The organism is Mesorhizobium koreense (genome assembly GCF_031656215.1).
GTDB lineage: Bacteria > Pseudomonadota > Alphaproteobacteria > Rhizobiales > Rhizobiaceae > Mesorhizobium_L > Mesorhizobium_L koreense.
In genome coordinates this window covers 630,214-652,751 of record NZ_CP134228.1, presented here as the reverse complement: position 1 = coordinate 652,751, position 22,538 = coordinate 630,214, and the positions used below count along the sequence as shown (strand labels likewise).

Below are 22,538 nucleotides of genomic sequence, written 5' to 3'. Positions count from 1 at the left end.
GGCAATAGGGGCAGTAGGAAGTTGACGCCTCACCTTTCCCGAGCTCCTGCCTTACTGCCCCTATTGCCTACTATCTTAAGCCATGTCGCCTTCCCTCCGCACCGAGAACCTGACGATCCGTTTCGGCGGCCATACGGCCGTCGATCGTGTCACCTGCGCGTTCCAGCCGGGCGAGTTGACGGTCATCGTCGGCCCGAACGGCGCCGGCAAGACCACGTGGTTCAACCTCGTCTCGGGCCAGCTTGCGCCGACTTCCGGTCGCATCTTCAAGGGAGAACGGGACATCACGCGGCTTTCGCCCTCGGCGCGGGCGAAGGCCGGTATCGGGCGGGCCTTCCAACTCACCAATCTGTTTCCCGCGCTTACCGTGAGGGAGAATGTCCGGCTTGCGGTGCAGGCGCGAGTCGGCATGGGGTCGAGCCTGTTTCGCCGCGCCGCCGCGCTTCCCGCGTTGCGGGAAGAGGCCACCGCGATCCTCGAGCGCACGCGATTGTCGGAGGTTGCGGGCTTGGCCGCGTCCGCCCTGCCGCATGGCGACCAGCGCAAGCTCGAGGTGGCGCTCCTGGTCGCCATGAAGCCGGATATCTTCATGTTCGACGAGCCGACCGCCGGCATGTCGGCCGACGAAGCGCCCGCCATTCTCGAACTGATCGCCGATATCAGGAAGGATGCGTCGAAGACCGTGCTTCTGGTCGAGCACAAGATGGACGTGGTGCGCGCGCTGGCCGATCGCATCGTCGTCCTCAACAACGGCGCGCTCGTCGCCGATGGGCTGCCGGGCGAGGTGATGGCGTTGCCGATCGTGCGCCAGATCTACCTCGGCGTCGGCGAGGAGGAGGTGGCGTGAGCGCGATCCTGCGCCTCGACGGCGTCCACACCGACATTGCGCAATATCACATTCTCCATGGCGTCAGCTTCGACGTGCCGGAGGGCGGCGTCCACGTCCTGCTCGGCCGCAACGGCGCCGGCAAGACCACGACGCTGCGCACGATCATGGGGCTGTGGCGCGCGACGCGCGGCGCGGTCCTGTTCCGCGGTCGCGACATTACCGGGCTGCACACCTCCGACATCGCGCGTCTCGGCGTCGCCTATGTGCCGGAGAATATGGGTATCTTCGGTGGCCTCACCGTCGAGGAGAACATGCGGCTTGCCACGGCGGGCGGCCGTTTCGACGAGGCTCGCCTCGGCCGCGTCTTCGCCCTGTTCCCGGCGCTCGAGACCTTCTGGAAGAAGCAGGCCTTCGCGCTGTCGGGCGGACAGAAGCAGATGCTGGCGATCGCCCGCGCCATCATCGAGCCGCGCGACCTCATCCTGATCGACGAGCCGACCAAGGGCCTCGCTCCGGCGATCATCCGCAACATGATCGCCGCCTTCCGCGAGATCGCCGCCGAGACGACGATCCTTCTGGTTGAGCAGAATTTCCATTTCGCCAGGGCACTCGGGAAAGGCGTGACGGTGATCGACGACGGCCGGATCACCCATCAGGGCTCGATGGCCGAACTCGCCGCCGACGAGGCGCTGCAGACGAGGCTTCTCAGCCTGTCGATGGAAGCGGGTTGATGGGATCGGAGATGTTGGTGTTGTCCTCATGACCGCTCTCTCCTCTCTCTTCTCCCGCCTCGGCGGAGTGGCGCTCCTCCCCGTGGCACTCGCGCTTGTCGCGCTGCCGTTGACAGGCTCCTTCTCTGCCTGGGTGACGCTCACCGTCGCCGGCCTTGCAATGGGAATGATGATCTTCCTGATGGCGTCGGGCCTGTCGCTGGTCTTCGGCCTGATGGACGTTCTCAACTTCGGCCATTCGGCCTTCATCTCCTTCGGCGCCTTCATCGCTGCTTCGGTGCTGGCCGCGTTCGCGGGCTGGGCGCATGGGCCGAGCGGCGCGCTCAATCTGCTGGCCATCGTGCTTGCCATCGGCGCGGCGACCGCCTTTTGCGCCGTGGCCGGCTGGTTCTTCGAGCGCGTCATCGTCAAGCCGGTCTATGGCGACCATCTGCGCCAGATCCTCATCACAGTCGGCGCGCTGATCGTTGCCGAACAGCTCATCTTGGCGATCTGGGGCGGCGCGCCGATCTCCGTGCCGCGTCCCGCCATCCTTCGCGGTTCGCTCGTCTTCGGCGATGTCGCCATAGAGACCTACCGCATCTTCGCCTTCCTGCTCGGCCTCGCGGTTTTCGTGATCCTGTCTCTGGTGCTGAACCGTACCCGCATCGGCCTCCTCGTCCGCGCCGGGGTCGAGAACCGCGAGATGGTGGAGGCGTTGGGCTTCCGTATCGACCGCCTCTTCGTCGCTGTCTTCGTCGTCGGCTCGGCGCTCGCCGGCATGGGCGGCGCCATGTGGGCGGGCTACCAGGGATTGATCTCCGGCACGATCGGCTCGGAGATGCTGATCCTCGTCTTCATCGTGGTCATCATCGGCGGGCTGGGCTCGATCGAGGGTTCGCTGCTCGGCGCCATCCTCGTCGGGCTGATGGGCAATTATGTCGCCTTCCTGATGCCCAAGCTGTCGCTCGCCTCGAACATGCTCCTGATGATGGCGGTGCTCCTGTGGCGGCCCTACGGCCTCCTGCCGGCGGTGAAGCGATGAGCCCGATAAACGCGGCGGCGGGAACGGCATCCGCGCCGGCACGTACCGGCCGGATGGTCGTCTACGGCGCGGCAGGCGTCGTGTGGCTCTGCCTCCTCTTCGCGCCGTTCCTGTTTCCCGACGTGCGCGCGCAAGAGGTGGCGGCGCGCATCTGCGTCTTCATCGTGCTGGTGGCGAGCTATGATCTCCTGATCGGCTACACCGGCATCGTCTCCTTCGCCCACACCATGTTCTTCGGCCTCGGCGGCTACGGCACGGCGATCGCGCTGAAGGCGATGGGCGCGGGTTGGGATGCCGTGCTTGTCGGCGGCGGCGCCGGTGTTCTCGCCGCGCTCGTCCTGGCGGCGCTGATCGGGCTTTTGTCGCTGCGCGTCAAGGCGATCTTCTTCGCCATGGTGACGCTCGCGGCCGCCTCAGTCATGCTGGTGCTGGCAAGCCAGCTATCGCAGTTCACCGGCGGCGAGGACGGGCTGATCTATTCCGCCCCGCGCCTTTTCTCGGCGGCCACGAAACTTCTCGCCGATACCGACGGCAAGGTCGTACGCCTCGCCGGCGTGGCGCTGAACGGCAAGCTCGCAGCCTATTATTTCGTCTTCTTCTGTTCGCTGGCGCTCTACCTCTTGATGCTGCGCATCGTCGCCTCGCCGATGGGCACCGTCCTGGAGGCCATCCGCGAGAACGAGATGCGGGCAGAGGCAATCGGCTACAAGGTCGTCGCCTACCGCACGGCGATCTTCTGCATCGCCGCGATCATCGCCGCGCTGGCCGGCGTGGTGCGCGCGGTCTGGCTTAAATATACCGGCCCGGATGTCTTCCTCTCCTTCTCCATCATGATCGACATTTTGCTGATGGTCGTCATCGGCGGCATGAGCACCATGGTCGGCGCCGTCATCGGCGTCGTCGTCATGACGCTCGCGCAATTCTACCTGAAGGACATCATGCAGCTCGGCGCCGATGCGCTTTCCGGCGTGCCCTTCGCGCCCAATCTGCTCGATCCGGACCGCTGGCTGCTCTGGCTCGGCTTGTTCTTCATCCTGCTTGTCTATTTCTTCCCGGCGGGCATCGCCGGGACGCTTCTGAAAAAGGGAGGCCGCAAATGAGCGCGCCCATATCCGTCCCCCGCTCGACCTATGTTCCGGCCGCCGGCTTCGAGCTGCACGTCACCGAATGGGGTAGCCAGGACAAGCCGGCGCTCGTCATGTGGCACGGGCTGGCGCGCACGGGCCGCGATTTCGACGAGGCGGCGGAAGCGCTTTCGGATCGTTATTTCGTGCTTTGCCCGGATACGCTCGGCCGCGGCCTGTCGAGCTGGGCGAGGGATCCGAAAGTCGACTATTCCTACCGCGTCTTCGGCGACACCGCACTCGCCATGCTCGATCACTATCGCCTGGACAAGGTGCGCTGGGTCGGCACCTCGATGGGCGGGTTGATCGGCGTCACCCTTGCCGGCGATAGGCTGAAGAGGCGCATCACCCATCTCGTCATCAACGATGTCGGCCCCGACATTCCCGCCACCGGCATCGGCCGCATCGCGAGCTATGTCGGCAATCCGCCGGTCTATGACACGCTCGGCGAACTGGGTGCGTGGCTGCGCAGCAATTACGCGCCGTTCGGCGACAACACGCCTCGCTTCTGGGAGCGGATGATCGATACCTCCTACCGGCGTACCGACGACGGCCGCGTCACGGTCCATTACGACCCGCGGATCGTCTCGCAGCTTACCTATCACAAGGCGGACCTCGACGTTTGGGACGCCTACGACGCCGTTACGGCCAGAACGCTTCTCGTGCGCGGCGAGCGTTCCGACGTGCTGCCCATGCAGATCGCCGAGGCGATGACGCGGCGGGGGCCGAAGCCCGAACTGCACGTGCTTTCAGGCTACGGCCACGCGCCGACGCTTGCGACGGAGCATGAGATCGGCCTGTTGCGGGATTTCCTTGCAAGCTGAACTCCCACCCCTGTCCCTCCCCGCAAGGGGAGGGGTGGGGGTCTACCCACGTCACGCCGCCCAGTCCCCCGTCAGCACCTTTTCGATCTCCGGCACCGCATGGCCGGTGAGCGTCTTCGGCTCTTCGCCGATGACGCGCTCTTCCACTTCCTTGTGAAGCTTCTTGCGCATGGCGCCGAGAATTTGCGGCGGCGCCACGAGCAATATGTGTTCGAAATCGCCGCGATGCGCCATCCGGTAGAGGCGCTGCGCGATCTCGTCGGCGAAGCGTTCCTTGGCGATCCGGTGCCAGTCCGCGTCTTCCACCGCGCTGCGCTGGCCCGACGGGTCGCTCAGCCGTCCGGGCCGGTCCGTTCCCTGTTCCCGCGTCGGCGGGTTCTCTTCCTGCATTTCGCGCATGACCTGCAAATTGGGATATTGCGCGTCGCCTTCGTTACGCAGGAACAGCGCCTTCTCACCGTCCGCGACCAGCACCCAGACGCCGTGCTTCAACCTTCTGCCGTTCATGTGTGTGCTCCTTGAGTTGGTTTCGGGAACGGGGCGGATAGTTGAGGTCCAACGCGCGGATCGCAATTTGCGTTCCTGATTGCTTTGCGCGGAAAGCGGATTGCTTTTTCCGCGCGGCGCGGAGCGGCGAAAAAAGGTTTGCATCGCAGCATCGGCGGCGCGAGGTGGTTTCTTCTTTCGGCGGGCAGAAGCGGCGAAAATCTCGGACGTTCAAGGATAAGCCGCATGTCGCGTCCCGCCGTCAAACTAAACGCCTTCCCGATCTTCATGCGCGTCGAGAACCGCCCCGTCATCGTCGTCGGCGGTGGCGAGGAAGCGCTGGCCAAGGCGCGGCTTCTCACCCAGTCGAGCGCCGAACTGGCGATAGTGGCCGACAACCCCACGGAAAGCCTTGCCGAATGGGCCGCCGAAAACGGCGTCCACGTCGTCCGCGAGGCATATGACGCGGCGCATCTTGCCGGAGCCGCCCTGGTCTTCGCGGCGAGCGGCGAGGAAGCGCTGGACCGGCTTGCGGCGGCGGACGCCCGCGCCGCGGGCATCCCGGTCAACGCCGTCGACCGGCCAGAATTGTGCGATTTCTTCACCCCGGCGCTGGTCAACCGCGCTCCGGTCGCTGTCGCCATCGGCACGGAGGGCGCCGGGCCGGTGCTCGCGCAGATGATCCGCGCCAGGATCGAGCAATTGCTGCCGCTTTCGCTTGGTCGCCTCGCGCGTCTGGCTGTCTCCTATCGCGGTATCGTCGAGCGGGTGCTGTCGAAAGGAGCGGTCCGCCGCCGCTTCTGGAAGGAATTTTTTGCCGGCGCGCCCGCCCGCGCCATCGAGGCGGGCGACGAGGAGCGCGCTGCCCGTGCCGCCGCCGACCTGATCCGGCGGCAGGGTCTCGCCTCCGGTCATGTCGCGTTGGTCGGTGCCGGTCCCGGCGCGGAGGATCTCCTGACGCTGCGCGCGCAGCGCCTCCTGATGGAGGCCGACACGATCGTCTATGATGCACTGGTTCCCGAAGCGGTCGTCGCAATGGGCCGCCGCGATGCCGAGCGCATCGCCGCCGGCAAGCGCAAGGGCTGCCATTCGAAGAGCCAGGCCGAGATCAACACGCTCATCGTCTCGCTGGCGCGTCAGGGCAAACGCGTCGTGCGGCTGAAATCCGGCGACCCGCTGATCTTCGGTCGGGCCGGAGAGGAGATGCAGGCGCTGCGCGATGCCGGCATTTCCCATGAGGTGGTGCCCGGCGTCACCGCCGCCTTCGCGGCTGCCGCCAATTTCGCGCTGCCGCTCACCCTGCGCGGCGTCGCCTCTTCCATCGTTTTCACGACCGGCCATGACCTCAAGGGCAATGCGCTGCCGGATTGGGCGAAACTCGCCATCGGCGGCGCGACGGTCGCCGTCTATATGGGCCGCTCCATCGCCGCCGAGGTGGCAAGGCATCTCATCCGCGCCGGGCTTTCGCCCGATACCGCCGTCGCTGTCGTGGAGAACGCCAGTCTCGGTCACCGCGCGATGTTCCATGGCACGCTCGCCGACCTGCCCTCGCTCCAGGAGCGGGCCGAACTGACTGGCCCCGTCATGACTATCATCGGCGACGCGGTCGCCGGCGCCGATTTCAGCCGATCCGAACCGCTCGCCGCCCATCAACCCGTCTTGTCCGTCGCCTGAAGACCCGTTCCGCAACCAAGAAGCCCTGTTAGAAACACCATGTACAGCCAAGATGAGCTAGACCGAGAGTCTGTCACCTCCCGCATATCCGTGTTCCGCGACCAGATAGAGCGTCGGCTGGCCGGCGAGATCACCGAGGCGGAGTTCAAGCCGATGCGGCTGATGAACGGCATCCATCTGTGGGACCATGCCTATATGCTGAGCATTCCCGTCCCTTCTGGCGTGCTGTCCTCCCGTCAACTCAGGATGCTGGCGCATGTCGCCCGCGCCTATGACCGGGGCTATGCTCATTTCACGGCGCGCCGGGGCATCGAATTCCACTGGCCCGCCCTCTCCGATATCCCCTCGGCACTTGCCGATCTCGCCTCTGTCGGTCTCTATCCGGCCGAAGCCGGCGGCGGCTTCATCCCGGATGACGGAGTTGATCATCCTGCCGATGCCGCGCCTGGCCATTCCAACCATGCGTCGGTGGCGATCCCGCTGGATGGCGCCCGCGCGTTCTCGGACAACCAGATGGAGGCCTTGGCCGACCTCGCCGAAACATACGGCGTCGGCGAACTGCACATCGGGTACGAGCAGGAACTCGTCCTTCCGCATATTGCGCACGCCGATCTCGAACCTGTCCACGACAAACTCGTGGAGAACGGCCTCGCGGCCAGCCGCCCCGCCGATCTTGTGTTGCTCACGGAGGGGCATCATGCTCGCGAAGCTCAAGCCGCTTGACGCCGAGATAGAGGCGCTCGAGGAGGCGGTCGATCTGGAGGCGCGTTTCGGCCGCTTGGCGCCGGAAGCGCTCGTGGAACTTGCGATCCACCGCTTTGCCGGCGGCATCGCGGCGGTGTCGTCCTTCGGTGCGGATTCGGCGGTGCTGCTCGACATGATCGCCCGCGTCGATCGCTCGTTGCCGATCGTCTTTCTCGAGACGGGCAAGCATTTCGGCGAGACGCTCGACTACCGCGACCGGCTGGTCGAGGATCTGGGCCTCACCAATCTTCGCATCGTGCGGCCGCTCGAAAGCGCGCTCACCGAAGCCGACCCCGACGGGCTCCTGCATCGGAGCGACCCGGATGCCTGCTGCGCCATCCGCAAGGTGGAGCCGATGGCGCGCGGGGTCGAGCCCTTCCGCGCCTGGTTCACCGGCCGCAAGCGCTTCCAGTCGGATACGCGCCGCGCCCTGCCGGTTTTCGAGGCGGTCGGACCTCGCATCAGGATCAATCCCCTGGCGGCATGGGGCACGGCCGACCTTGCCGCCTATATGCGGGCGCACGATCTGCGCGAGAATCCGCTGGTGGCCTATGGCTACCTTTCGATCGGCTGTTTTCCCTGCACCGAACCGGCCAGGCCCGGCGAGGACCCGCGCTCGGGCCGTTGGGCCGGCCGCGCCAAGACGGAATGCGGCATCCACCTTTCCGGGCTGGAGCAGGTCCTGGCTTCGGCCTAACAGAGGGTCGGCGGCAGTTGACCCCATTTCGTCGCGCTTTATGCGCTACCTCCCTCCCGCTCACGTAAGGGAGAGGAACCAGGCCTTGCGGCCCTCACTTCCTCTCCTCTGCCGAACGGGAGAGGTGGCGCGTGAAGCGCGACGGAGCGGGGGTCGAACTTCATACGCGAGCCCTGCCCTTCAGGGTGCGGTCCTCAGACGAAGGGCGGGATGCCGTAATAGTCGTTGATCCGCTTCCCATAGGCCGGGTCGGCCCAGTCGGGTTCGGCCTTGCGTCCGTAATGCGGCGCGTCGCGCAACTGCTCCTTCGTCATGTTGACGACATAGCCGCCCTTTTCCGGGTCGTAGTCGAGCGTATTCCATGGCATCGGGTGGTATTCCTCACCGATCCCGAGGAACCCGCCGAACGACATGATCGCGTATTTCACCTCGCCGTCGCGCTTGCCGATCACCAGATCGTCGATCTGGCCGAGATGGTCGCCTTCCGGGTTGTATACCTCGGTCCCTTCCACGCGGCTGGCGCGGATATTCTCGAATGACGAGCTTTCCATGCCGGTTCTCCTTCCGTTGTTGCGTACTGGCCATTGTGCGTACTGGAGAGAGAACGCGGAAGGGTATGGCGGGTTCCTGATTTTGAAGGGAAGATCAATCCGGGCGGGTGCGTTCGGCTTCTTCCAGCCGGGCGAGCATTTCCCGCATCTCTTCGGGAACGTCGGCCTCCGCCTTGAACATCGGCAGGCGCTGGAGGAACCGCGCGTTCCTCGCCGTCTTGATCTGGCGCCGGATCATGCGCGAAGTCTCGCCGACATCGGCTTTCTTTACGGGTCTGAACGACATGGTTTCCGTTTTCCCTTCAAGCCGGAAAACTCCTGTCCACGGGGATCGTTCCGCGAATTGGCCATTGGTTCAAGGAGAAGCGGAAAACAGGGTAAAAATTGAATTAAATGAAATATGTCGCCGAGCGGATGCTGTGGCCTCTATCGCCGCCGGTAAAGCCTGTTCAGCATGATCGGGGTGAGGAACATCGGCACCTGGTAGCAGCCGATGAAGAGAAGCAGCGGGTCGGTGATCGCCGTCGGCAGCGCGGTGAGGAAGAGCGCGATGTTGCGGTTGCCGGCGACGATCGCCAGCGGCACAGCATCGGCCGAACCCCGCCGCCGCAGGATGAGGAAGGCGGCGATCTGCAGCCCGAAATTGGCGGCGAAGGCGGCGGCCAGGTTGATGGCGAGCGCCATCGGATCGCCGCTGAGCGCCGGCCCGACTGCCGACATCAGCCCGATCACCAGCACCGCCAGCAGGATGGCCGACAGCCCGTCAAGCGCTTCGATGCTCGCCGGCGCCGGATCGCGGAAGATCGTCGCGCGAAGCAGGAAGGCGAGCGCCGCCGAGGCGAAGATGATGAGGAGGAGCCGCGCCGCCGAGCCGAAAATCTCCGCCGGGCTGCCGAGCGCCGGCGCCAGCCAGAAGACCGGGATCACGGTGAGCGGCAGAAGCGCGGTGCCCAGCACCAATTGTCTCAGCGCTGGCGCCGGGTCGTTGCCGGTCATGATGGCGAGGTTCGGTCCGCCCGAGATCGGCGACGCCGCTGCCATCAGGGTCAGCCCGGTCGTCAGCAGCCCGTACCAGCCGAACAGGCGGAAGGCCAGGATGGCCATGACGGGCATCGCCACCTGCAGGATCGCGCAGAGCGCCACCGACTTGCCGAGATCGCCGAGCGCGCCGACCGCCTGGCGCGGCCCGACCCTGAGCGCCGCCACGAAGAGCGTCCCGGCAACCAGTTCGGGCAGCCACGCCTTCATCGTTACCGCGAGACCGGGCAGCAGGATGCCGGCGAGTAGGCCGAGGACGAGGATGATGCGGCCCTGCCGGGCCACGTATCCCAATGCGACCATCAATGCGGTCACACAGGCCCCGGGCGCATCTGCTCCGGCAGCCAGGTGGCGAGGTCCGGGAAGGCGATGAGGATGAAGACCATCAGCACCATGATGAGGAACATCGGGAAGGCGACGCGCGCGATATAGCCCATGTCGTGTTCCGTCATGCCCTGCAGAACGAAGATGTTGAAGCCGACCGGCGGCGTGATCTGCGCCATCTCGATGACGACGACGATGAAGATGCCGAACCATATGATGTCGATGCCGGCCTGCCGCACCATCGGCTCGACGACGGAGATGGTCAGCACCACCGCCGAAATGCCGTCGAGGAAGCAGCCGAGGATGATGTAGAAGACGAGGAGCGCCATCAGGAGTTCGAACTTGGTCAGCCCCAGCGAGTTGATCCATTCCGCCAGATTCTGCGGCAGTCCCGTGAAGCCCATCGAAAGCGAAAGGAACGAAGCGCCGGCGAGGATGAGGGCGATCATCGCCGATGTCCGCGTCGCGCCCATCAGGCTTTCGAGGAAGCTCGACCAGGTGAGCGAGCGCTGCGCGCCGGCGAGCAGCAGCGAGCCGATGACGCCGAAGGCGGCCGCTTCCGTCGCCGTGGCGAAGCCGAGATACATCGACCCGATAACGACGATGATGAGCAGGATGATGGGAATGAGAAAGCGCGAATTGACGAGCTTCTGCCGGAAGGTCATGTCCGGCTCCGGGTCGGGGTTGAAATCCTTCGCCGTCTTCGAGACGATCACGACATAGGCCATGAACATCGCGGCCAGCACCAGGCCGGGAATGATACCGCCGATGAACAGCTTGGTGATCGATTCGTTGATCGTCACGCCATAGACGATCAGCGTCAGCGACGGCGGGATCATGAGGCCGAGCGTGGCCGCGCCGGCGAGCGTGCCGATGACGTAGCGCTCCGGATAATGGCGCTTCCTGAGTTCGGGCACCGACATCTTGCCGACCGTCAGAAGCGTCGCGGCCGACGAACCCGACACGGCCGCGAAGATCGTGCAACCGGCCACGTTGGTGTGCAGCAGCCCGCCTGGCAGCTTCGCCATCCACGGCGCCAGCCCCTTGAACATGTCTTCCGACAGCCGCGTTCGGAACAGGATCTCGCCCATCCAGATGAACATCGGCAGCGCCGTCAGCGACCATGACGAGGAGGAACGCCAGATGACCGTCATCATGGCGTCGCCGACCGGCCGCATGGTGAAAAGCTCCATGCCGACATAGGCCACGCCGAGCAGCGCCAGCCCGATCCACACGCCTGTGCCGAGCAGCAGGAACAGGACGAAGAGGAAAATGACGACGAAATAGAGTTCCTGCATTGTCGTTCCCTATTCCGCGTGGCTCTGTTCGACGTTTTCACGCCGGATATTGTCGCGGCCGCGCGCGAACAGCGTTACCAGATTGTCGGCGAAGCAGATGGCGAGGATGACCGCGCCGACCGCCATAGGTATCTGCGCGATCCATATGGGTGTCGCGTCCTGGCCCTGGCTCACATCATGGAGCTTGAGCGACCAGTAGACGCTCTTAACGGAATAGAATGCTAGATAGGTAGACGCCGCCGTCGCGATCACCAGGCTCCACAATTCCAGCACCCTGAACGCCGCGCGGTTGTCCTTGAAGATGTTGAAGACAAGCGTCACGCGGATATGGGCGCCCCGGTTCAGCGTATGGGCGAAGGCCAGGAACGACGATGCCGCCATCAGGTAGCCGGCATATTCGGACGAGCCGGGGAAAGCGATGCCGGTCCAGCGGGCGGCCATCTGCAATACGATGACCACCAGCATGGCGCACAGACAGAACGCGGCCAGCACGGCCGCGCCGTCATAAACGCTGTTGAGAAAGCGGCGCATGGTGCTGTTCACTTGCCAGTTGCGCGCGCCGTGCCCGGCGCACGGCCGGGCACCGAGAAGAGCAGCATCCGCTTACATCGCCTTGTAGGCGTCGATGATTTGCTTGCCGTCCGGTCCGGCTTTCTTAAGCCATTCCTCGGTCATGGTCTGGCCGAAGCCTTCCAGTTCCTTCTTCAACTCGTCGCTGGGCGGCGCGACCTTCATGCCGTGTTCGGCAAGCGTCTTCAGATAGCCGTCCGTGAGTTCCTTGGATTTCGCCAGGCCGTCGGCCGCCGCCTTGTCCCCGCAGTCGGTCACGACCTTCTTGGTCGCGTCGTCGAGCGCGTTCCAGGCATCCTTGTTGGCGAAGACGATGTTGCGCGGCAGCCATGCGCGTACGTCGTAGAAATGGTCGAGGCTTTCCCACACCTTGGAGTCCACGCCCGTCGCGCCCGACGAGATGAAGCTGTCGACGACGCCGGTCGCCAGCGCCTGGCTGAGATCGGCCGCCTCGATCTGCACCGGCGCCATGCCGGCGAGTTCGGCGATGCGCGCGGTCGCCGCGTTATAGGCGCGGAACTTGACGCCCTTCAGGTCGGCGACGGAGTTCACGTCCTTCTTGGTGTAGAGGCCCTGCGGCGGCCATGCGACCGCGTAGATGTAGGTCAGGTTCTGGCTGTCGAGCAGCGCGACCATCTTGTCCTTCGCGGCACTCCACAATTTCTCCGAAGCATCGAAGGAAGTGGCGAGGAAGGGGATGGAATCGATACCGAAAAGCGGATTCTCGTTGGCATGCGCCGAGATCAGCCGCTCCCCGATCGGTGCCTGCCCGGTCTGCACGGCGCGCTTGATGTCGTTGCCGCTGAACAGCGAGCCGCCGGCATGGACGACGATCTCGAGTTTGCCGCCGGTGCCATCGGCCACGCATTTGGCGAATTTGGCGCCGTTTTCGGAATGGAAATTGCTGGCCGGATAGGCCATCGGCATGTCCCATTTGGCGGCCAGCGCGCCCGTCGCCGTCATGGCGGTCATCGCGGTCGCCGCGAGCAGCGTCGATAGATATCTCATATGGTTCCCTCTCACTGTCTGGATTCTGTTGCCTGTTGTCGCCGTCCCTCTAGCGTGCCCGCATTGAAAGCGTGAACCGGCGAAAGGCGCAAGCTTAAATTGTCGATGGGGCCGCGAACCGAGGCAGCGGGGTGCGTTGGCCCAGCCACGAAAGCAGCGGTACGGGCATGGGCGAAAGAAATCGCCAAAGAAACCCGGGCGAGCGGAAATCCCTCACGATTGCAATCAAGGGTGCTTTCCTTACATAACGACTTTCAATCCTCGTACCGTGCCGCCTGCCTTTGGGGGCGGCGCGAAATCGGAGCAAAAAATGTCGAATGAATTGACCATGCACGCCACGACCATCGTGACCGTGCGCAAGGGCGGCAAGGTCGTGATCGCCGGCGACGGCCAGGTCAGCCTCGGCCAGACCATCATGAAGGGCAATGCCAAGAAGGTCCGCCGCATAGGCAAGGACGGCAACGTCATCGCCGGTTTCGCCGGCGCCACCGCCGACGCCTTCACCCTTCTGGAGCGGCTGGAAGCCAAGCTCGAGCAATATCCCGACCAGTTGACACGCGCCTGCGTCGAGCTCGCCAAGGACTGGCGCACCGACCGTTATCTGCGCCGGCTGGAAGCGATGATGCTGGTCGCCGACAAGAATGTATCGCTGGCGCTCACCGGCACCGGCGATGTGCTGGAGCCCGAACATGGCGTCATGGCCATCGGCTCGGGCGGCAACTACGCGCTCGCCGCGGCGCGCGCCCTCATGGAGACCGACAAGGACGCCGAGGAGATCGCCCGCATCGCCATGAAGATCGCCGCCGACATCTGCGTCTACACCAACCAGAACGTCGTCGTGGAAACGCTGGACGCCGCATGACGGCGTCCACGACCCGGCCCGGCGGGCCAGTTACGAAATCCGCGTGGCTGACCGGCCTGCTGATCGCGGCGGGCCTGCTCGTCGTCCAGGCGCTGGTGCTCCATTTCGAGGGCCATCCCGCGATCTGCACCTGCGGCTATGTCAAACTCTGGCAGGGCGTGGTGCAAAGCTCGGAGAACTCCCAGCACATCAGCGACTGGTACAGCTTCTCCCATATCATCCACGGCTTCCTCTTCTACGGCCTCTTGAAGCTGATCGCGCCGCGCGTCCCGGTCGGCATCCGCCTCGCGCTGGCGGTCGGCATCGAGGGCGCGTGGGAGATCGTCGAAAACAGCGAATTCATCATCAACCGATATCGGGAAGGGACGATCTCGCTGCAATATTACGGCGACAGCATCCTGAACTCTGTCTGCGACACGCTCTTCATGGTGCTGGGCTTTGTGATGGCGGCCAGGCTTCCTATATGGGTGGTCGTGACGCTCGCCATTCTCTTCGAGATAGGCGTCGGCTACGTCATCCGCGACAACCTTACCCTCAACATCATCATGCTGCTGCACCCGTTCGATTCCATTCGGCAGTGGCAATCGGGAATATAGTCAGATGAGTACATTCTCCCCCCGCGAGATCGTTTCCGAACTCGACCGTTTCATCATCGGCCAGAAGGACGCCAAGCGCGCCGTGGCCATCGCGCTCCGCAACCGCTGGCGCCGCCAGCAGCTCGAAGGGCAGATGCGCGAGGAGGTGATGCCGAAGAACATCCTCATGATCGGCCCGACCGGCGTCGGCAAGACCGAGATTTCCAGGCGGCTGGCCAAACTCGCCGGCGCGCCCTTCGTCAAGGTCGAGGCGACCAAGTTCACCGAGGTCGGCTATGTCGGCCGCGATGTCGAGCAGATGATCCGCGATCTCGTCGAGGTGGCGATCGGGCTGGTGCGCGACAAGATGCGAGAGAGCGTCAAGGCCCGCGCCCACATGAACGCCGAGGAGCGCGTTCTGGAGGCGCTGGTCGGCAAGACGGCGAGCCCCGCGACCCGCGATTCGTTCCGCAAGAAGCTGCGCGACGGCGAACTAGACGACAAGGAGATCGAGATCGAGGTCGCCGACACCGGTAACCCGATGGGCGGCTTCGAGATCCCCGGTATGCCGGGCGCCAATATCGGGGTCATGAATCTGAACGACATGCTGTCGAAGGCGATGGGCGGGCGCACCAAGACGCGCAAGACCACGGTGAAGGATTCCTACCAGTTCCTCGTCAACGACGAATCCGACAAGCTGCTCGACCAGGACGAGGTCACAAGGCAGGCATTGGAATCGGCCGAGAACGACGGCATCGTCTTCATCGACGAGATCGACAAGGTCGCGACCCGCGAAGGCGGCGTCGGCGCCGGCGTCAGCCGCGAGGGCGTGCAGCGCGACCTCTTACCGCTTGTCGAGGGCACGACGGTGGCGACCAAGTACGGCCAGGTGAAGACGGACCACATCCTCTTCATCGCCTCCGGCGCCTTCCACATCGCCAAGCCGTCCGATCTCTTGCCGGAGCTTCAGGGCCGGTTGCCGATCCGCGTCGAGCTGAGGGCGCTCGAGAAGGAGGATTTCGTCCGCATCCTGACCGAGACCGAGGCGAGCCTGATCAAACAGTATGTCGCGCTGATGCAGACGGAGGGCGTGACGCTCGACTTCACCGATGACGCCATCGACCGGCTCGCGGCGATCGCCGTCGATCTGAATGCCTCGGTCGAGAATATCGGCGCGCGGCGGCTGCAGACGGTGATGGAGCGTGTGCTCGACGAGATTTCCTACGAGGCGCCGGACAAGGGTGGCACGTCGGTCACGGTCGATGCCGCCTATGTGGACAAGCACGTCGGCGATCTGGCCAAGAACACAGATTTGTCGCGATTCATCCTGTAGGAGAATGATGCCGGGCGGGCCGAACCGCTCGGCGCCATATCACTAGGCGATCAAGGGCGGCATGGTGCGGGACGGTTCACGGATAACGGCAGCGATACTGTCTCCGGCCCGGCTTGTGATAGCAGCCGTCCTTCTGCTCTTCGCCGCGCCGGCTTTCGCTGTCGTCCTCGTGCCCCCCGGCAACCGCAATGCCGAGCAGCCGGCCGTTCCCGGCGGGTCGTTGCACCGAACAGAGGCGCTGAAGACCACCTACGAGGCGAAATACCAGAAAATCTATCACCTGCTTCGCACGGACGGCGATCTCAGGGCCAAGATACGCAAGGTCGCCGCGCAATACGGTATCGACCCGCTTCACATCGTCGGCGCGCTGGTCGGCGAGCACACCTATAATGTGGATGCCTACGACCGGCTGCAGACCTACTACGTGAAAGCATTTTCCTATCTCGATTCGAGCTTTACCTTCAGCTACCACGGCGAGAACGTGGATGATTTCGTGCGCCGGCCGCAATTTTCCGCCTGCGCGGGCATGGGCAACAGCTACGATCTGTGGACTTGCCGCAACGACATATGGGAAGCGAAATTCCGCGGCAGGGCAGTGGACGGCAAGCGCTTTCCTAACAATCGCTTCAGCGCCGTCTTCTTCCAGCCCTTTTATGCCGGCCAGACCTTCGGCCTCGGCCAGTTGAACCCCCTGACGGCGCTGGAGATGAGCGACCTCGTCCATCGCGTGTCGGGCCTGCCGGAACTGTCGTCCAGCAATCCGAAGCAGGTCTACAAGACCATCATGGATCCCGACCTGACCTTGCCCTATGTCGCGGCAACGCTGAAGAAATCGATCGACGCCTACCGCAACATCGCCGGCTTCGACATCTCGCAAAATCCGGGCATCACCGCGACGCTCTACAATGTCGGCGATCCGGAAGCTCGCGCCGTGGCGCTGAAACGGGAGAACGAGGAGCGGCAGGCCAAGGGCGAGGAGCCGCGGATGCCCGAGGAGAACTATTACGGCTGGCTCGTCAACGACAAGCTGCCGCAGCTCAAGGCGCTGTTCTGAACGCGCTCACGGAGCGCCGAAACATGGATAGATTGGCGGACGCCACTTTTCCATCCCGTTGCTTTCCGGCATTCCGAGATTTTTCTCGCTCATCTTTCTCCACGTCCTTCGAGAGACTCCCCCATAATCGCCGTCACCGCCCTCACGGGAACACGGGTCATGAACCGGATGAGCGTTGGGGGGCGGCGGCGCCGGGCCGGTGGCGTTACGGTAACGCCGCTGGGTGATGAGCCCCCAGGCCCGGGCCTCGATCCGGTCGGCGGCGGGAATGCCGCCCATGGATGAGGCAAGAACGCCGGCGGGCGCGGCGAGGCTGCGCCAGCAAATTTAATTGAGAGGCAAGGCCCCCGCGCCCGCTTCCCGATCGAACAATGGCCAGACGGCATCAAAACCGGGCGTGGCGAGGATGGAGTATATCTGGAAGGCAGATGCAGATCGTCTCCGCCCGACCGGGCGTCGCGCCTGATGGCCCTGCGGAGCCCAGCCGCAAAGCGGCATACGGGCGTTGAGCGAAAGGAGAATACGCGGCAGGGACGGCTCAGAACGCTTTGAAGGTCAGCGTGGTAAGCGAGCGCATGATGCCGGGTACGTTGGCGACATTGTCGTTGATGAACTTGCCGATATCGACGCCGTCCTCGACATAGATTTTCATCAACAAATCATAGTCGCCGCTGGTGGAATAGAGCTCCGAGGCGATCTCGCGCTCGAAGAGCGTGTCCGCGACCTCGTAGGTTTTCCCGGGCGAGCATTGAAGTTGAACGAATACGGCTCTCATGAAAACGAAATCTCCGAAACCCGGCGGGGCATGCTTCTCCGAAATCCGACCGTAGCCCTACGCCGTCCATCCTTCCGGGGCAAGGACGCGGTGACATACATCCCCGCCGGCCTACCCTTCCCCGCGCAGCCGCGCCTCCATTTCGTGGCGCTGGATCTTGCCGGTGGTCGAGCGCGGAAAGGCCTCGAATTCGACGAAGCGTACTTCCTTCGGCCGCTTGTAGCCGGCAAGCGAGCGGCGGCAGAGCGCCTCGATCTCGGCCTCGTCGAGCGAAGGATCGGAACGGGCCACGAAGGCGACCGGCACCTCGCCCCAGCGCTCGTCGGCGCGGCGCACGACGACCGCTTCCGCCACCCTGGCGTCGGCGAGCAGCACGCCCTCGATCTCGGCCGGATAGATGTTCTCGCCGCCCGACTTGATCATGTATTTGGCCCGGTCGACGAAATCGTAGGAACCGTCCGGATTGCGTCGGAAGAGGTCGCCGAGTCGGAACCATCCGCCGGCGAAGTCGCGCGCGTTGGTCTCGGACGCGTTCCAGTAGCCGCTGAAGACGGACGGTCCCCGGACCGCGCAATCGCCGGGCATGCCGTCAGGCACGTCGTTGCCTTCCGGATCGACGAGGCGGACGTCGCAGAGCGCGCTTTTGCGCTTGGAAAGCGAGGCCGGCACGACGCCCGGTTCCAGGAGCACGGCGGAGGCAGGCGCCAGCCCCGTCTCGGTGGAGCCGAAGGAGTTGAGATAGGGCGCACCGCAATAGCGCGTTGCTTCGGCGAGAAGCGCGCGTGGCACGAGATCGGCCATGGCGCCGACCACCGTCACGCCGAGCGGGCGGAGCGCGCCGGCCCGCCACAATTCGACGAAGGGCTCGATGGAGCCGGGCATCATCAGGAGCCAGCCGATGCGGTTCTTCGCGGCGATGTCGACGATTTGCGGCGCGTCGAGCCCGTCGACCACGAAGACGGTCCCGCCCGACATCAGCGTGCCCATCATCTGGTCGTTGGAGGCCATGTGGAACATCGGCGCCCAGGCGACGAAGCCCTCCTTCTCGGTCACGCGAAGGTCGAGCCGGAGGAGCGCCATGCGCGCGATCTCGGCGCGATGGCTGATCAGCGCGCCCTTGGGCAGACCGGTCGTGCCGCTGGTGTAGAGGATGACGAGGCCGTCTTCCGGATCGACATCGACGGAAGGCGGCGTGTCGGAGCCGGCCGCGACGAATTCCTCGTAGCCGGTTTCGATCACTATGACCGGCGCTTCTGTTTCGCCGACGGAGGCGAGAAGCGGCGCAAAACGTTCCGAAACGAAGATCAGGCGCGGCTCTACGAGATCGAGGCAGCCTTTCAATTCCGGCGCGGTGAGCCGCCAGTTCTGGCAGGCGACGATGGCGCCGATCAGCGCGGCGGCGAGTTCGATCTCGATATATTCCGTGCTGTTCTGCGACAGGACGGCGATGCGGTCGCCGTGGTTTATGCCCTTTGCGTAAAGCGCCGAGGCAAGTCGTCGCGCGCGGGCGTCGAGCGCCGCATAGGTCGTGCTCCGCCCGCCCTCCCGAACTGCAACCGCCTCGGGATCGCGAGAAACCTGCGCGCGGAACAGCCCGTAGACCGTCAGCCGGCCCGCAGCCGCGATCTCGGGGGTCACCTTGTGCCCGCCACCGCTTTGCTCCGTCATCTCGCGTCGTTCTCCTCCCTTCCTTTTTGTAGGTCAAAGCCATGTCCGTGGGCAATGCTTCGGCCAGCGCCACACGGCTTCGTAAAGGATCGCCCGCTATATATTTAACCGCCATCGAGTACCGGCGGAAAATTCGGATATAAGCAACGGGTGTTCTTCCGTGCTGGGTCTGCGCAGATGATGGTGAACTGGGCACACGCATGGCCTTCCGCCACGGCGGCGTTTCTCGCCTCGCTGGTGGAATTCGTCGAGGCGCTGACCGTCGTGCTGGCGGTCGGAACGGTGCGCGGCTGGCGCGGAGCGCTTGTCGGCGCAGGCGCGGCGGTCGCTATACTGTTGCTTGCCGTACTCCTGCTCGGGCCGCTCCTGACCGACATTCCGCTCCACACGGTGCAACTGCTCATTGGAACGTTGCTGCTCCTCTTCGGCATGCGCTGGCTGCGCAAGGCGATCCTGCGTGCCGCCGGCGTCATTCCGCTGCATGACGAGGAGGCCGCCTTCGCCAGGGAGAGCGCGAAACTGCATTCGCTCGGGCTCGGCGGCCGCTGGGACAAGGTCGGCATGGCAACCGCCTTCAAGATCACCTTGCTCGAGGGGCTGGAGGTCGTCTTCATCGTCATCGCGGTCGGCGCCGGGGGGCCGGGCCTGCTCGTTCCGGCGAGCCTCGGTGCGCTGGCGGCGATGCTGGTCGTCATACTCCTTGGCGTGCTTGTCCACCGGCCGCTTTCAGCCATCCCCGAGAACGCGTTCAAATTCATCGTCGGCGTCCTGCTTTCCGCCTTCGGCGCCTTCTGGGCGGGCGAAGGCATGGGCCTCGCCTGGCCCGGCGAAGACTGGTCGATTCCCGGCCTTATCGCCGGCTTTCTTGCCGTTTCGCTCCTCGCCGTCCGGCTCTGCCGTAACCGGCGCGAAGAGACGGCCGCGCCGTAGGAGAAGGCGGATGCACTGGCTGAATGCCGCAATCGGTGAGATCTACGGCCTTTTCGTCGACGACGGGCACTTCGCGCTCGCCATCCTCGTCTGGCTTCTCCTCATATGGCTCGCCGTCAGCCTGCTGCCGTCGCTTGCCGCCTGGGGCGGCCTCGTCTTTTTCCTCGGCCTTGCCGCCATCCTGCTCGTGAACGCAAGTCAGGCCGCCCGCCGGTGAAAGGATCGATGATGCCAGCGGCACCCATGTTGTTGACACGATTGCGCCAAGGGCGCACCTAGCCCTCAACCAGAAGATACAGCCGAACAGACGACAGGAAACGCCATGCCCGCCTACCGTTCCCGCACCACCACCCATGGCCGCAACATGGCCGGCGCCCGTGGCCTGTGGCGCGCCACAGGCATGAAGGACGGCGATTTCGGCAAGCCGATCATCGCGGTGGTGAATTCCTTCACGCAGTTCGTGCCGGGTCATGTGCATCTGAAAGACCTCGGCCAGCTCGTCGCCCGCGAGATCGAGGCGGCCGGCGGCGTCGCCAAGGAGTTCAACACCATCGCGGTCGATGACGGCATCGCCATGGGCCATGACGGCATGCTCTATTCACTGCCTAGCCGCGAGATCATCGCCGACTCGGTCGAATACATGGTCAACGCGCATTGCGCCGACGCCATGGTCTGCATCTCCAATTGCGACAAGATCACGCCCGGCATGCTTATGGCCGCGCTTCGCCTCAACATCCCCTGCGTCTTCGTTTCCGGCGGTCCGATGGAGGCCGGCAAGGTGGTGCTTTCGACCGGCGAGAAGAAGGCGCTGGACCTCGTAGACGCCATGGTGGCGGCCGCCGACGACAGCGTGCCCGAAGAGGACGTGAAGATCATCGAGCGTTCCGCCTGCCCGACCTGCGGCTCCTGCTCGGGCATGTTCACCGCCAATTCCATGAACTGCCTGACCGAGGCGCTCGGCCTGTCGCTGCCCGGCAACGGCTCGACGCTCGCAACGCACGCCGACCGCAAGCGCCTGTTCGTCGAGGCCGGCCATCTCGTCGTCGATCTCGCCCGTCGCCATTACGAGCAGGACGACGAAACCGTGCTGCCGCGCAACATCGCCTCCTTCGCCGCCTTCGAGAACGCCATGACGCTCGACATCGCCATGGGCGGCTCGACCAACACGGTGCTGCACCTGCTCGCCGCCGCGCACGAGGCGGAAGTCGACTTCACCATGGCCGATATCGACCGGCTGTCGCGGCGCGTGCCGTGCCTGTGCAAGGTGGCGCCGTCGAAGGCCGACGTGCATGTGGAGGACGTCCACCGCGCCGGCGGCATCATGGCGATCCTCGGCGAGCTCGACCGCGCCGGCCTGATCGACACATCCGTCGGCTCGGTGCACTCCGAGACGCTCGGCCATGCGCTCGCCCACTGGGACGTCATGCAGAACGATAGCGCCAATGTGCGCGACTTCTATCGCGCCGCGCCCGGCGGTGTGCCGACACAGGTGGCTTTCAGCCAGGAGCGCCGCTGGGACGAACTCGACCTCGACCGCAAGAAGGGCGTCATCCGCGATGCCGAACACGCCTTCTCGAAGGATGGCGGGCTTGCCGTGCTGTACGGCAATCTCGCCGAGGACGGCTGCATCGTAAAGACGGCGGGCGTCGACGAATCGATCCTGAAATTCTCCGGCCCGGCGCGCATCTTCGAAAGCCAGGATTCGGCGGTGAGCGGCATTCTCGGCGGCAAGGTGGCCGCGGGCGACATCGTGCTCATCCGCTATGAGGGACCGAAGGGCGGCCCGGGCATGCAGGAGATGCTCTACCCGACCAGCTATCTGAAGTCGAAGGGGCTGGGCAAGGCCTGCGCTCTGGTCACGGACGGCCGCTTCTCCGGCGGCAGTTCCGGTCTCTCCATCGGCCATGTCTCGCCGGAAGCCGCCGAAGGCGGCGCCATCGCCCTTGTACAGGAGGGCGATACGATCGAGATAGACATCCCGGCCCGCAAGATCCGTCTCGCCATAGACGACGCCGAGATGGCGCGCCGCCGCGAGGCGATGGAAGCGAAGGGGGCGGGTGCCTGGAAACCGACCGAAAAGCGCAAGCGCAAGATCACGATGGCGTTGCGCGCCTACGCCGCCATGGCGACGAGCGCCGCGCGCGGCGCCGTCCGCCATGTACCGGAGTGACGGCGCCGGTCTGAATTCAAGATCGCGGCTTCGCCAAACCGTGCTTGCCATGGCCGGCATGGTGTGGCAAATGTCCGCGGCGCTTCGGCCTGCTGCGGTAGCTCAGTGGTAGAGCACCCCCTTGGTAAGGGGGAGGTCGAGAGTTCAATCCTCTCTCGCAGCACCATCTTATCTTCCCGAGATCACTGAACGTTTCGCATGCGCGCGAGCCGGCGTCCCGAGAGGCTCTTTGCCAGACCGTCCACCGAC

24 protein-coding genes and 1 tRNA gene are annotated in these 22,538 nt (G+C 64.7%); 16 read left to right on the top strand and 9 right to left on the bottom strand.

All coding sequences use genetic code 11. From position 1 onward, the window contains the following. Positions 1 to 82: 82 nt before the first annotated feature. From RBH77_RS03035 to RBH77_RS03015, 5 genes are read left to right on the top strand one after another with little or no spacing between them, the layout of a single operon-like run. Complete coding sequence (locus RBH77_RS03035; RefSeq protein WP_311030679.1) at positions 83 to 847, top strand: ABC transporter ATP-binding protein; 765 nt, start codon at positions 83 to 85, stop codon at positions 845 to 847. Beyond that, complete coding sequence (locus RBH77_RS03030; RefSeq protein ID WP_311030678.1) at positions 844 to 1,560, top strand: ABC transporter ATP-binding protein; 717 nt, start codon at positions 844 to 846, stop codon at positions 1,558 to 1,560. The genes RBH77_RS03035 and RBH77_RS03030 overlap by 4 nt, the downstream gene beginning before the upstream one ends. 28 nt (positions 1,561 to 1,588) lie before the next feature. Beyond that, positions 1,589 to 2,584 carry a branched-chain amino acid ABC transporter permease gene (locus tag RBH77_RS03025; RefSeq protein WP_311030677.1) on the top strand — a complete coding sequence of 332 codons (996 nt, stop codon included), beginning with the start codon at positions 1,589 to 1,591 and terminating at the stop codon, positions 2,582 to 2,584. Further along, complete coding sequence (locus RBH77_RS03020) at positions 2,581 to 3,684, top strand: branched-chain amino acid ABC transporter permease (protein ID WP_311030676.1); 1,104 nt, start codon at positions 2,581 to 2,583, stop codon at positions 3,682 to 3,684. Before RBH77_RS03025 ends, RBH77_RS03020 begins: the two co-directional genes overlap by 4 nt. Next, positions 3,681 to 4,532: an alpha/beta fold hydrolase gene (locus RBH77_RS03015; protein ID WP_311030675.1), complete on the top strand. Its 852-nt coding sequence runs from the start codon at positions 3,681 to 3,683 to the stop codon at positions 4,530 to 4,532. Before RBH77_RS03020 ends, RBH77_RS03015 begins: the two co-directional genes overlap by 4 nt. 51 nt (positions 4,533 to 4,583) lie before the next feature. On the opposite strand, the gene RBH77_RS03010 is transcribed toward RBH77_RS03015, so the two are convergent. Next, positions 4,584 to 5,039 (bottom strand): host attachment family protein, encoded by a 456-nt coding sequence (locus RBH77_RS03010; RefSeq protein ID WP_311030674.1) that lies wholly within the window; start codon positions 5,037 to 5,039, stop codon positions 4,584 to 4,586. 225 nt (positions 5,040 to 5,264) lie between these two features. On the opposite strand from RBH77_RS03010, the gene cysG reads away from it, so the two are divergent. From cysG to RBH77_RS02990, 3 genes are read left to right on the top strand one after another with little or no spacing between them, the layout of a single operon-like run. Beyond that, positions 5,265 to 6,692, top strand: coding sequence for a siroheme synthase CysG (gene cysG / locus RBH77_RS03005; RefSeq protein ID WP_311030673.1), 1,428 nt, complete (start codon positions 5,265 to 5,267; stop codon positions 6,690 to 6,692). A 39-nt stretch (positions 6,693 to 6,731) separates the two neighbouring features. Continuing rightward, positions 6,732 to 7,415, top strand: coding sequence for a ferredoxin-like domain-containing protein (locus RBH77_RS23960; RefSeq protein ID WP_371832831.1), 684 nt, complete (start codon positions 6,732 to 6,734; stop codon positions 7,413 to 7,415). After that, positions 7,390 to 8,133: a phosphoadenylyl-sulfate reductase gene (locus tag RBH77_RS02990; RefSeq protein ID WP_311030672.1), complete on the top strand. Its 744-nt coding sequence runs from the start codon at positions 7,390 to 7,392 to the stop codon at positions 8,131 to 8,133. The genes RBH77_RS23960 and RBH77_RS02990 overlap by 26 nt, the downstream gene beginning before the upstream one ends. Positions 8,134 to 8,327: 194 nt before the next feature. Here the strand turns inward: RBH77_RS02990 and RBH77_RS02985 are convergent, their stop codons facing one another. The 6 genes from RBH77_RS02985 to RBH77_RS02960 form a co-directional block, all read right to left on the bottom strand. After that, the gene (locus RBH77_RS02985; protein WP_311030671.1) at positions 8,328 to 8,684 is read right to left on the bottom strand and encodes a PRC-barrel domain-containing protein; all 357 of its coding nucleotides are present in this window, start codon (positions 8,682 to 8,684) and stop codon (positions 8,328 to 8,330) included. Between the two features lie 94 nt (positions 8,685 to 8,778). Then, positions 8,779 to 8,970 (bottom strand): hypothetical protein, encoded by a 192-nt coding sequence (locus RBH77_RS02980; RefSeq protein WP_311030670.1) that lies wholly within the window; start codon positions 8,968 to 8,970, stop codon positions 8,779 to 8,781. Positions 8,971 to 9,110: 140 nt separating this feature from the next. Then, complete coding sequence (locus RBH77_RS02975; RefSeq protein ID WP_311030669.1) at positions 9,111 to 10,037, bottom strand: hypothetical protein; 927 nt, start codon at positions 10,035 to 10,037, stop codon at positions 9,111 to 9,113. Continuing rightward, positions 10,034 to 11,344 carry a TRAP transporter large permease gene (locus tag RBH77_RS02970; RefSeq protein WP_311030668.1) on the bottom strand — a complete coding sequence of 437 codons (1,311 nt, stop codon included), beginning with the start codon at positions 11,342 to 11,344 and terminating at the stop codon, positions 10,034 to 10,036. The genes RBH77_RS02975 and RBH77_RS02970 overlap by 4 nt, the downstream gene beginning before the upstream one ends. Positions 11,345 to 11,353: 9 nt before the next feature. Then, on the bottom strand, positions 11,354 to 11,887 hold the full coding sequence (locus RBH77_RS02965) for a TRAP transporter small permease (RefSeq protein ID WP_311030667.1): 534 nt from the start codon (positions 11,885 to 11,887) through the stop codon (positions 11,354 to 11,356). A 60-nt stretch (positions 11,888 to 11,947) separates the two neighbouring features. Next, on the bottom strand, positions 11,948 to 12,922 hold the full coding sequence (locus RBH77_RS02960; protein ID WP_311030666.1) for a TRAP transporter substrate-binding protein: 975 nt from the start codon (positions 12,920 to 12,922) through the stop codon (positions 11,948 to 11,950). A 310-nt stretch (positions 12,923 to 13,232) separates the two neighbouring features. Between RBH77_RS02960 and hslV the strand changes: the two genes are divergently transcribed. The 4 genes from hslV to RBH77_RS02940 all read left to right on the top strand — a co-directional run bounded on the left by hslV (position 13,233) and on the right by RBH77_RS02940 (position 16,746). Continuing rightward, positions 13,233 to 13,784 (top strand): ATP-dependent protease subunit HslV, encoded by a 552-nt coding sequence (gene hslV, locus RBH77_RS02955; protein ID WP_311030665.1) that lies wholly within the window; start codon positions 13,233 to 13,235, stop codon positions 13,782 to 13,784. Beyond that, on the top strand, positions 13,781 to 14,380 hold the full coding sequence (locus RBH77_RS02950) for a DUF2585 domain-containing protein (RefSeq protein ID WP_311030664.1): 600 nt from the start codon (positions 13,781 to 13,783) through the stop codon (positions 14,378 to 14,380). Before hslV ends, RBH77_RS02950 begins: the two co-directional genes overlap by 4 nt. A 4-nt stretch (positions 14,381 to 14,384) precedes the next feature. Next, a complete protein-coding gene (gene hslU, locus RBH77_RS02945) occupies positions 14,385 to 15,692 on the top strand; it encodes an ATP-dependent protease ATPase subunit HslU (RefSeq protein WP_311030663.1) in 1,308 nt (435 codons plus the stop codon). Between the two features lie 61 nt (positions 15,693 to 15,753). After that, entirely contained in the window at positions 15,754 to 16,746 is a 993-nt protein-coding gene (locus RBH77_RS02940) for a DUF1402 family protein (RefSeq protein ID WP_371832830.1), read from the top strand. Between the two features lie 538 nt (positions 16,747 to 17,284). On the opposite strand, the gene RBH77_RS02935 is transcribed toward RBH77_RS02940, so the two are convergent. Next, positions 17,285 to 17,521 carry an Lrp/AsnC ligand binding domain-containing protein gene (locus tag RBH77_RS02935; RefSeq protein ID WP_311030661.1) on the bottom strand — a complete coding sequence of 79 codons (237 nt, stop codon included), beginning with the start codon at positions 17,519 to 17,521 and terminating at the stop codon, positions 17,285 to 17,287. A 111-nt stretch (positions 17,522 to 17,632) separates the two neighbouring features. Further along, positions 17,633 to 19,189 carry a class I adenylate-forming enzyme family protein gene (locus RBH77_RS02930; protein ID WP_311030660.1) on the bottom strand — a complete coding sequence of 519 codons (1,557 nt, stop codon included), beginning with the start codon at positions 19,187 to 19,189 and terminating at the stop codon, positions 17,633 to 17,635. 177 nt (positions 19,190 to 19,366) lie between these two features. On the opposite strand from RBH77_RS02930, the gene RBH77_RS02925 reads away from it, so the two are divergent. From RBH77_RS02925 to RBH77_RS02910, 4 genes are all read left to right on the top strand, one after another. Continuing rightward, positions 19,367 to 20,119: a COG4280 domain-containing protein gene (locus RBH77_RS02925; RefSeq protein ID WP_311030659.1), complete on the top strand. Its 753-nt coding sequence runs from the start codon at positions 19,367 to 19,369 to the stop codon at positions 20,117 to 20,119. Positions 20,120 to 20,129: 10 nt separating this feature from the next. Next, a complete protein-coding gene (locus tag RBH77_RS02920; RefSeq protein ID WP_311030658.1) occupies positions 20,130 to 20,336 on the top strand; it encodes a hypothetical protein in 207 nt (68 codons plus the stop codon). A 105-nt stretch (positions 20,337 to 20,441) separates the two neighbouring features. Continuing rightward, positions 20,442 to 22,289, top strand: coding sequence for a dihydroxy-acid dehydratase (gene ilvD / locus RBH77_RS02915; protein WP_311030657.1), 1,848 nt, complete (start codon positions 20,442 to 20,444; stop codon positions 22,287 to 22,289). Between the two features lie 91 nt (positions 22,290 to 22,380). After that, positions 22,381 to 22,455: transfer RNA gene (locus RBH77_RS02910), tRNA-Thr, on the top strand. Positions 22,456 to 22,538: the final 83 nt, after the last annotated feature.

Coding starts and splice junctions, on each gene's coding strand:
- RBH77_RS02920 (WP_311030658.1), top strand. CDS start 20,130: ATGCACTGGCTGAATGCCGCAATCGGTGAGATCTACGGCCTTTTCGTC.
- RBH77_RS02925 (WP_311030659.1), top strand. CDS start 19,367: ATGATGGTGAACTGGGCACACGCATGGCCTTCCGCCACGGCGGCGTTT.
- RBH77_RS03015 (WP_311030675.1), top strand. CDS start 3,681: ATGAGCGCGCCCATATCCGTCCCCCGCTCGACCTATGTTCCGGCCGCC.
- RBH77_RS03025 (WP_311030677.1), top strand. CDS start 1,589: ATGACCGCTCTCTCCTCTCTCTTCTCCCGCCTCGGCGGAGTGGCGCTC.
- RBH77_RS02990 (WP_311030672.1), top strand. CDS start 7,390: ATGCTCGCGAAGCTCAAGCCGCTTGACGCCGAGATAGAGGCGCTCGAG.
- RBH77_RS02950 (WP_311030664.1), top strand. CDS start 13,781: ATGACGGCGTCCACGACCCGGCCCGGCGGGCCAGTTACGAAATCCGCG.
- RBH77_RS02940 (WP_371832830.1), top strand. CDS start 15,754: ATGGTGCGGGACGGTTCACGGATAACGGCAGCGATACTGTCTCCGGCC.
- hslU (WP_311030663.1), top strand. CDS start 14,385: ATGAGTACATTCTCCCCCCGCGAGATCGTTTCCGAACTCGACCGTTTC.
- RBH77_RS02930 (WP_311030660.1), bottom strand. CDS start 19,189: ATGACGGAGCAAAGCGGTGGCGGGCACAAGGTGACCCCCGAGATCGCG.
- RBH77_RS02935 (WP_311030661.1), bottom strand. CDS start 17,521: ATGAGAGCCGTATTCGTTCAACTTCAATGCTCGCCCGGGAAAACCTAC.
- RBH77_RS02985 (WP_311030671.1), bottom strand. CDS start 8,684: ATGGAAAGCTCGTCATTCGAGAATATCCGCGCCAGCCGCGTGGAAGGG.
- RBH77_RS02960 (WP_311030666.1), bottom strand. CDS start 12,922: ATGAGATATCTATCGACGCTGCTCGCGGCGACCGCGATGACCGCCATG.
- RBH77_RS02980 (WP_311030670.1), bottom strand. CDS start 8,970: ATGTCGTTCAGACCCGTAAAGAAAGCCGATGTCGGCGAGACTTCGCGC.
- cysG (WP_311030673.1), top strand. CDS start 5,265: ATGTCGCGTCCCGCCGTCAAACTAAACGCCTTCCCGATCTTCATGCGC.
- RBH77_RS03020 (WP_311030676.1), top strand. CDS start 2,581: ATGAGCCCGATAAACGCGGCGGCGGGAACGGCATCCGCGCCGGCACGT.
- RBH77_RS02970 (WP_311030668.1), bottom strand. CDS start 11,344: ATGCAGGAACTCTATTTCGTCGTCATTTTCCTCTTCGTCCTGTTCCTG.
- ilvD (WP_311030657.1), top strand. CDS start 20,442: ATGCCCGCCTACCGTTCCCGCACCACCACCCATGGCCGCAACATGGCC.
- hslV (WP_311030665.1), top strand. CDS start 13,233: ATGTCGAATGAATTGACCATGCACGCCACGACCATCGTGACCGTGCGC.
- RBH77_RS03035 (WP_311030679.1), top strand. CDS start 83: ATGTCGCCTTCCCTCCGCACCGAGAACCTGACGATCCGTTTCGGCGGC.
- RBH77_RS23960 (WP_371832831.1), top strand. CDS start 6,732: ATGTACAGCCAAGATGAGCTAGACCGAGAGTCTGTCACCTCCCGCATA.
- RBH77_RS03010 (WP_311030674.1), bottom strand. CDS start 5,039: ATGAACGGCAGAAGGTTGAAGCACGGCGTCTGGGTGCTGGTCGCGGAC.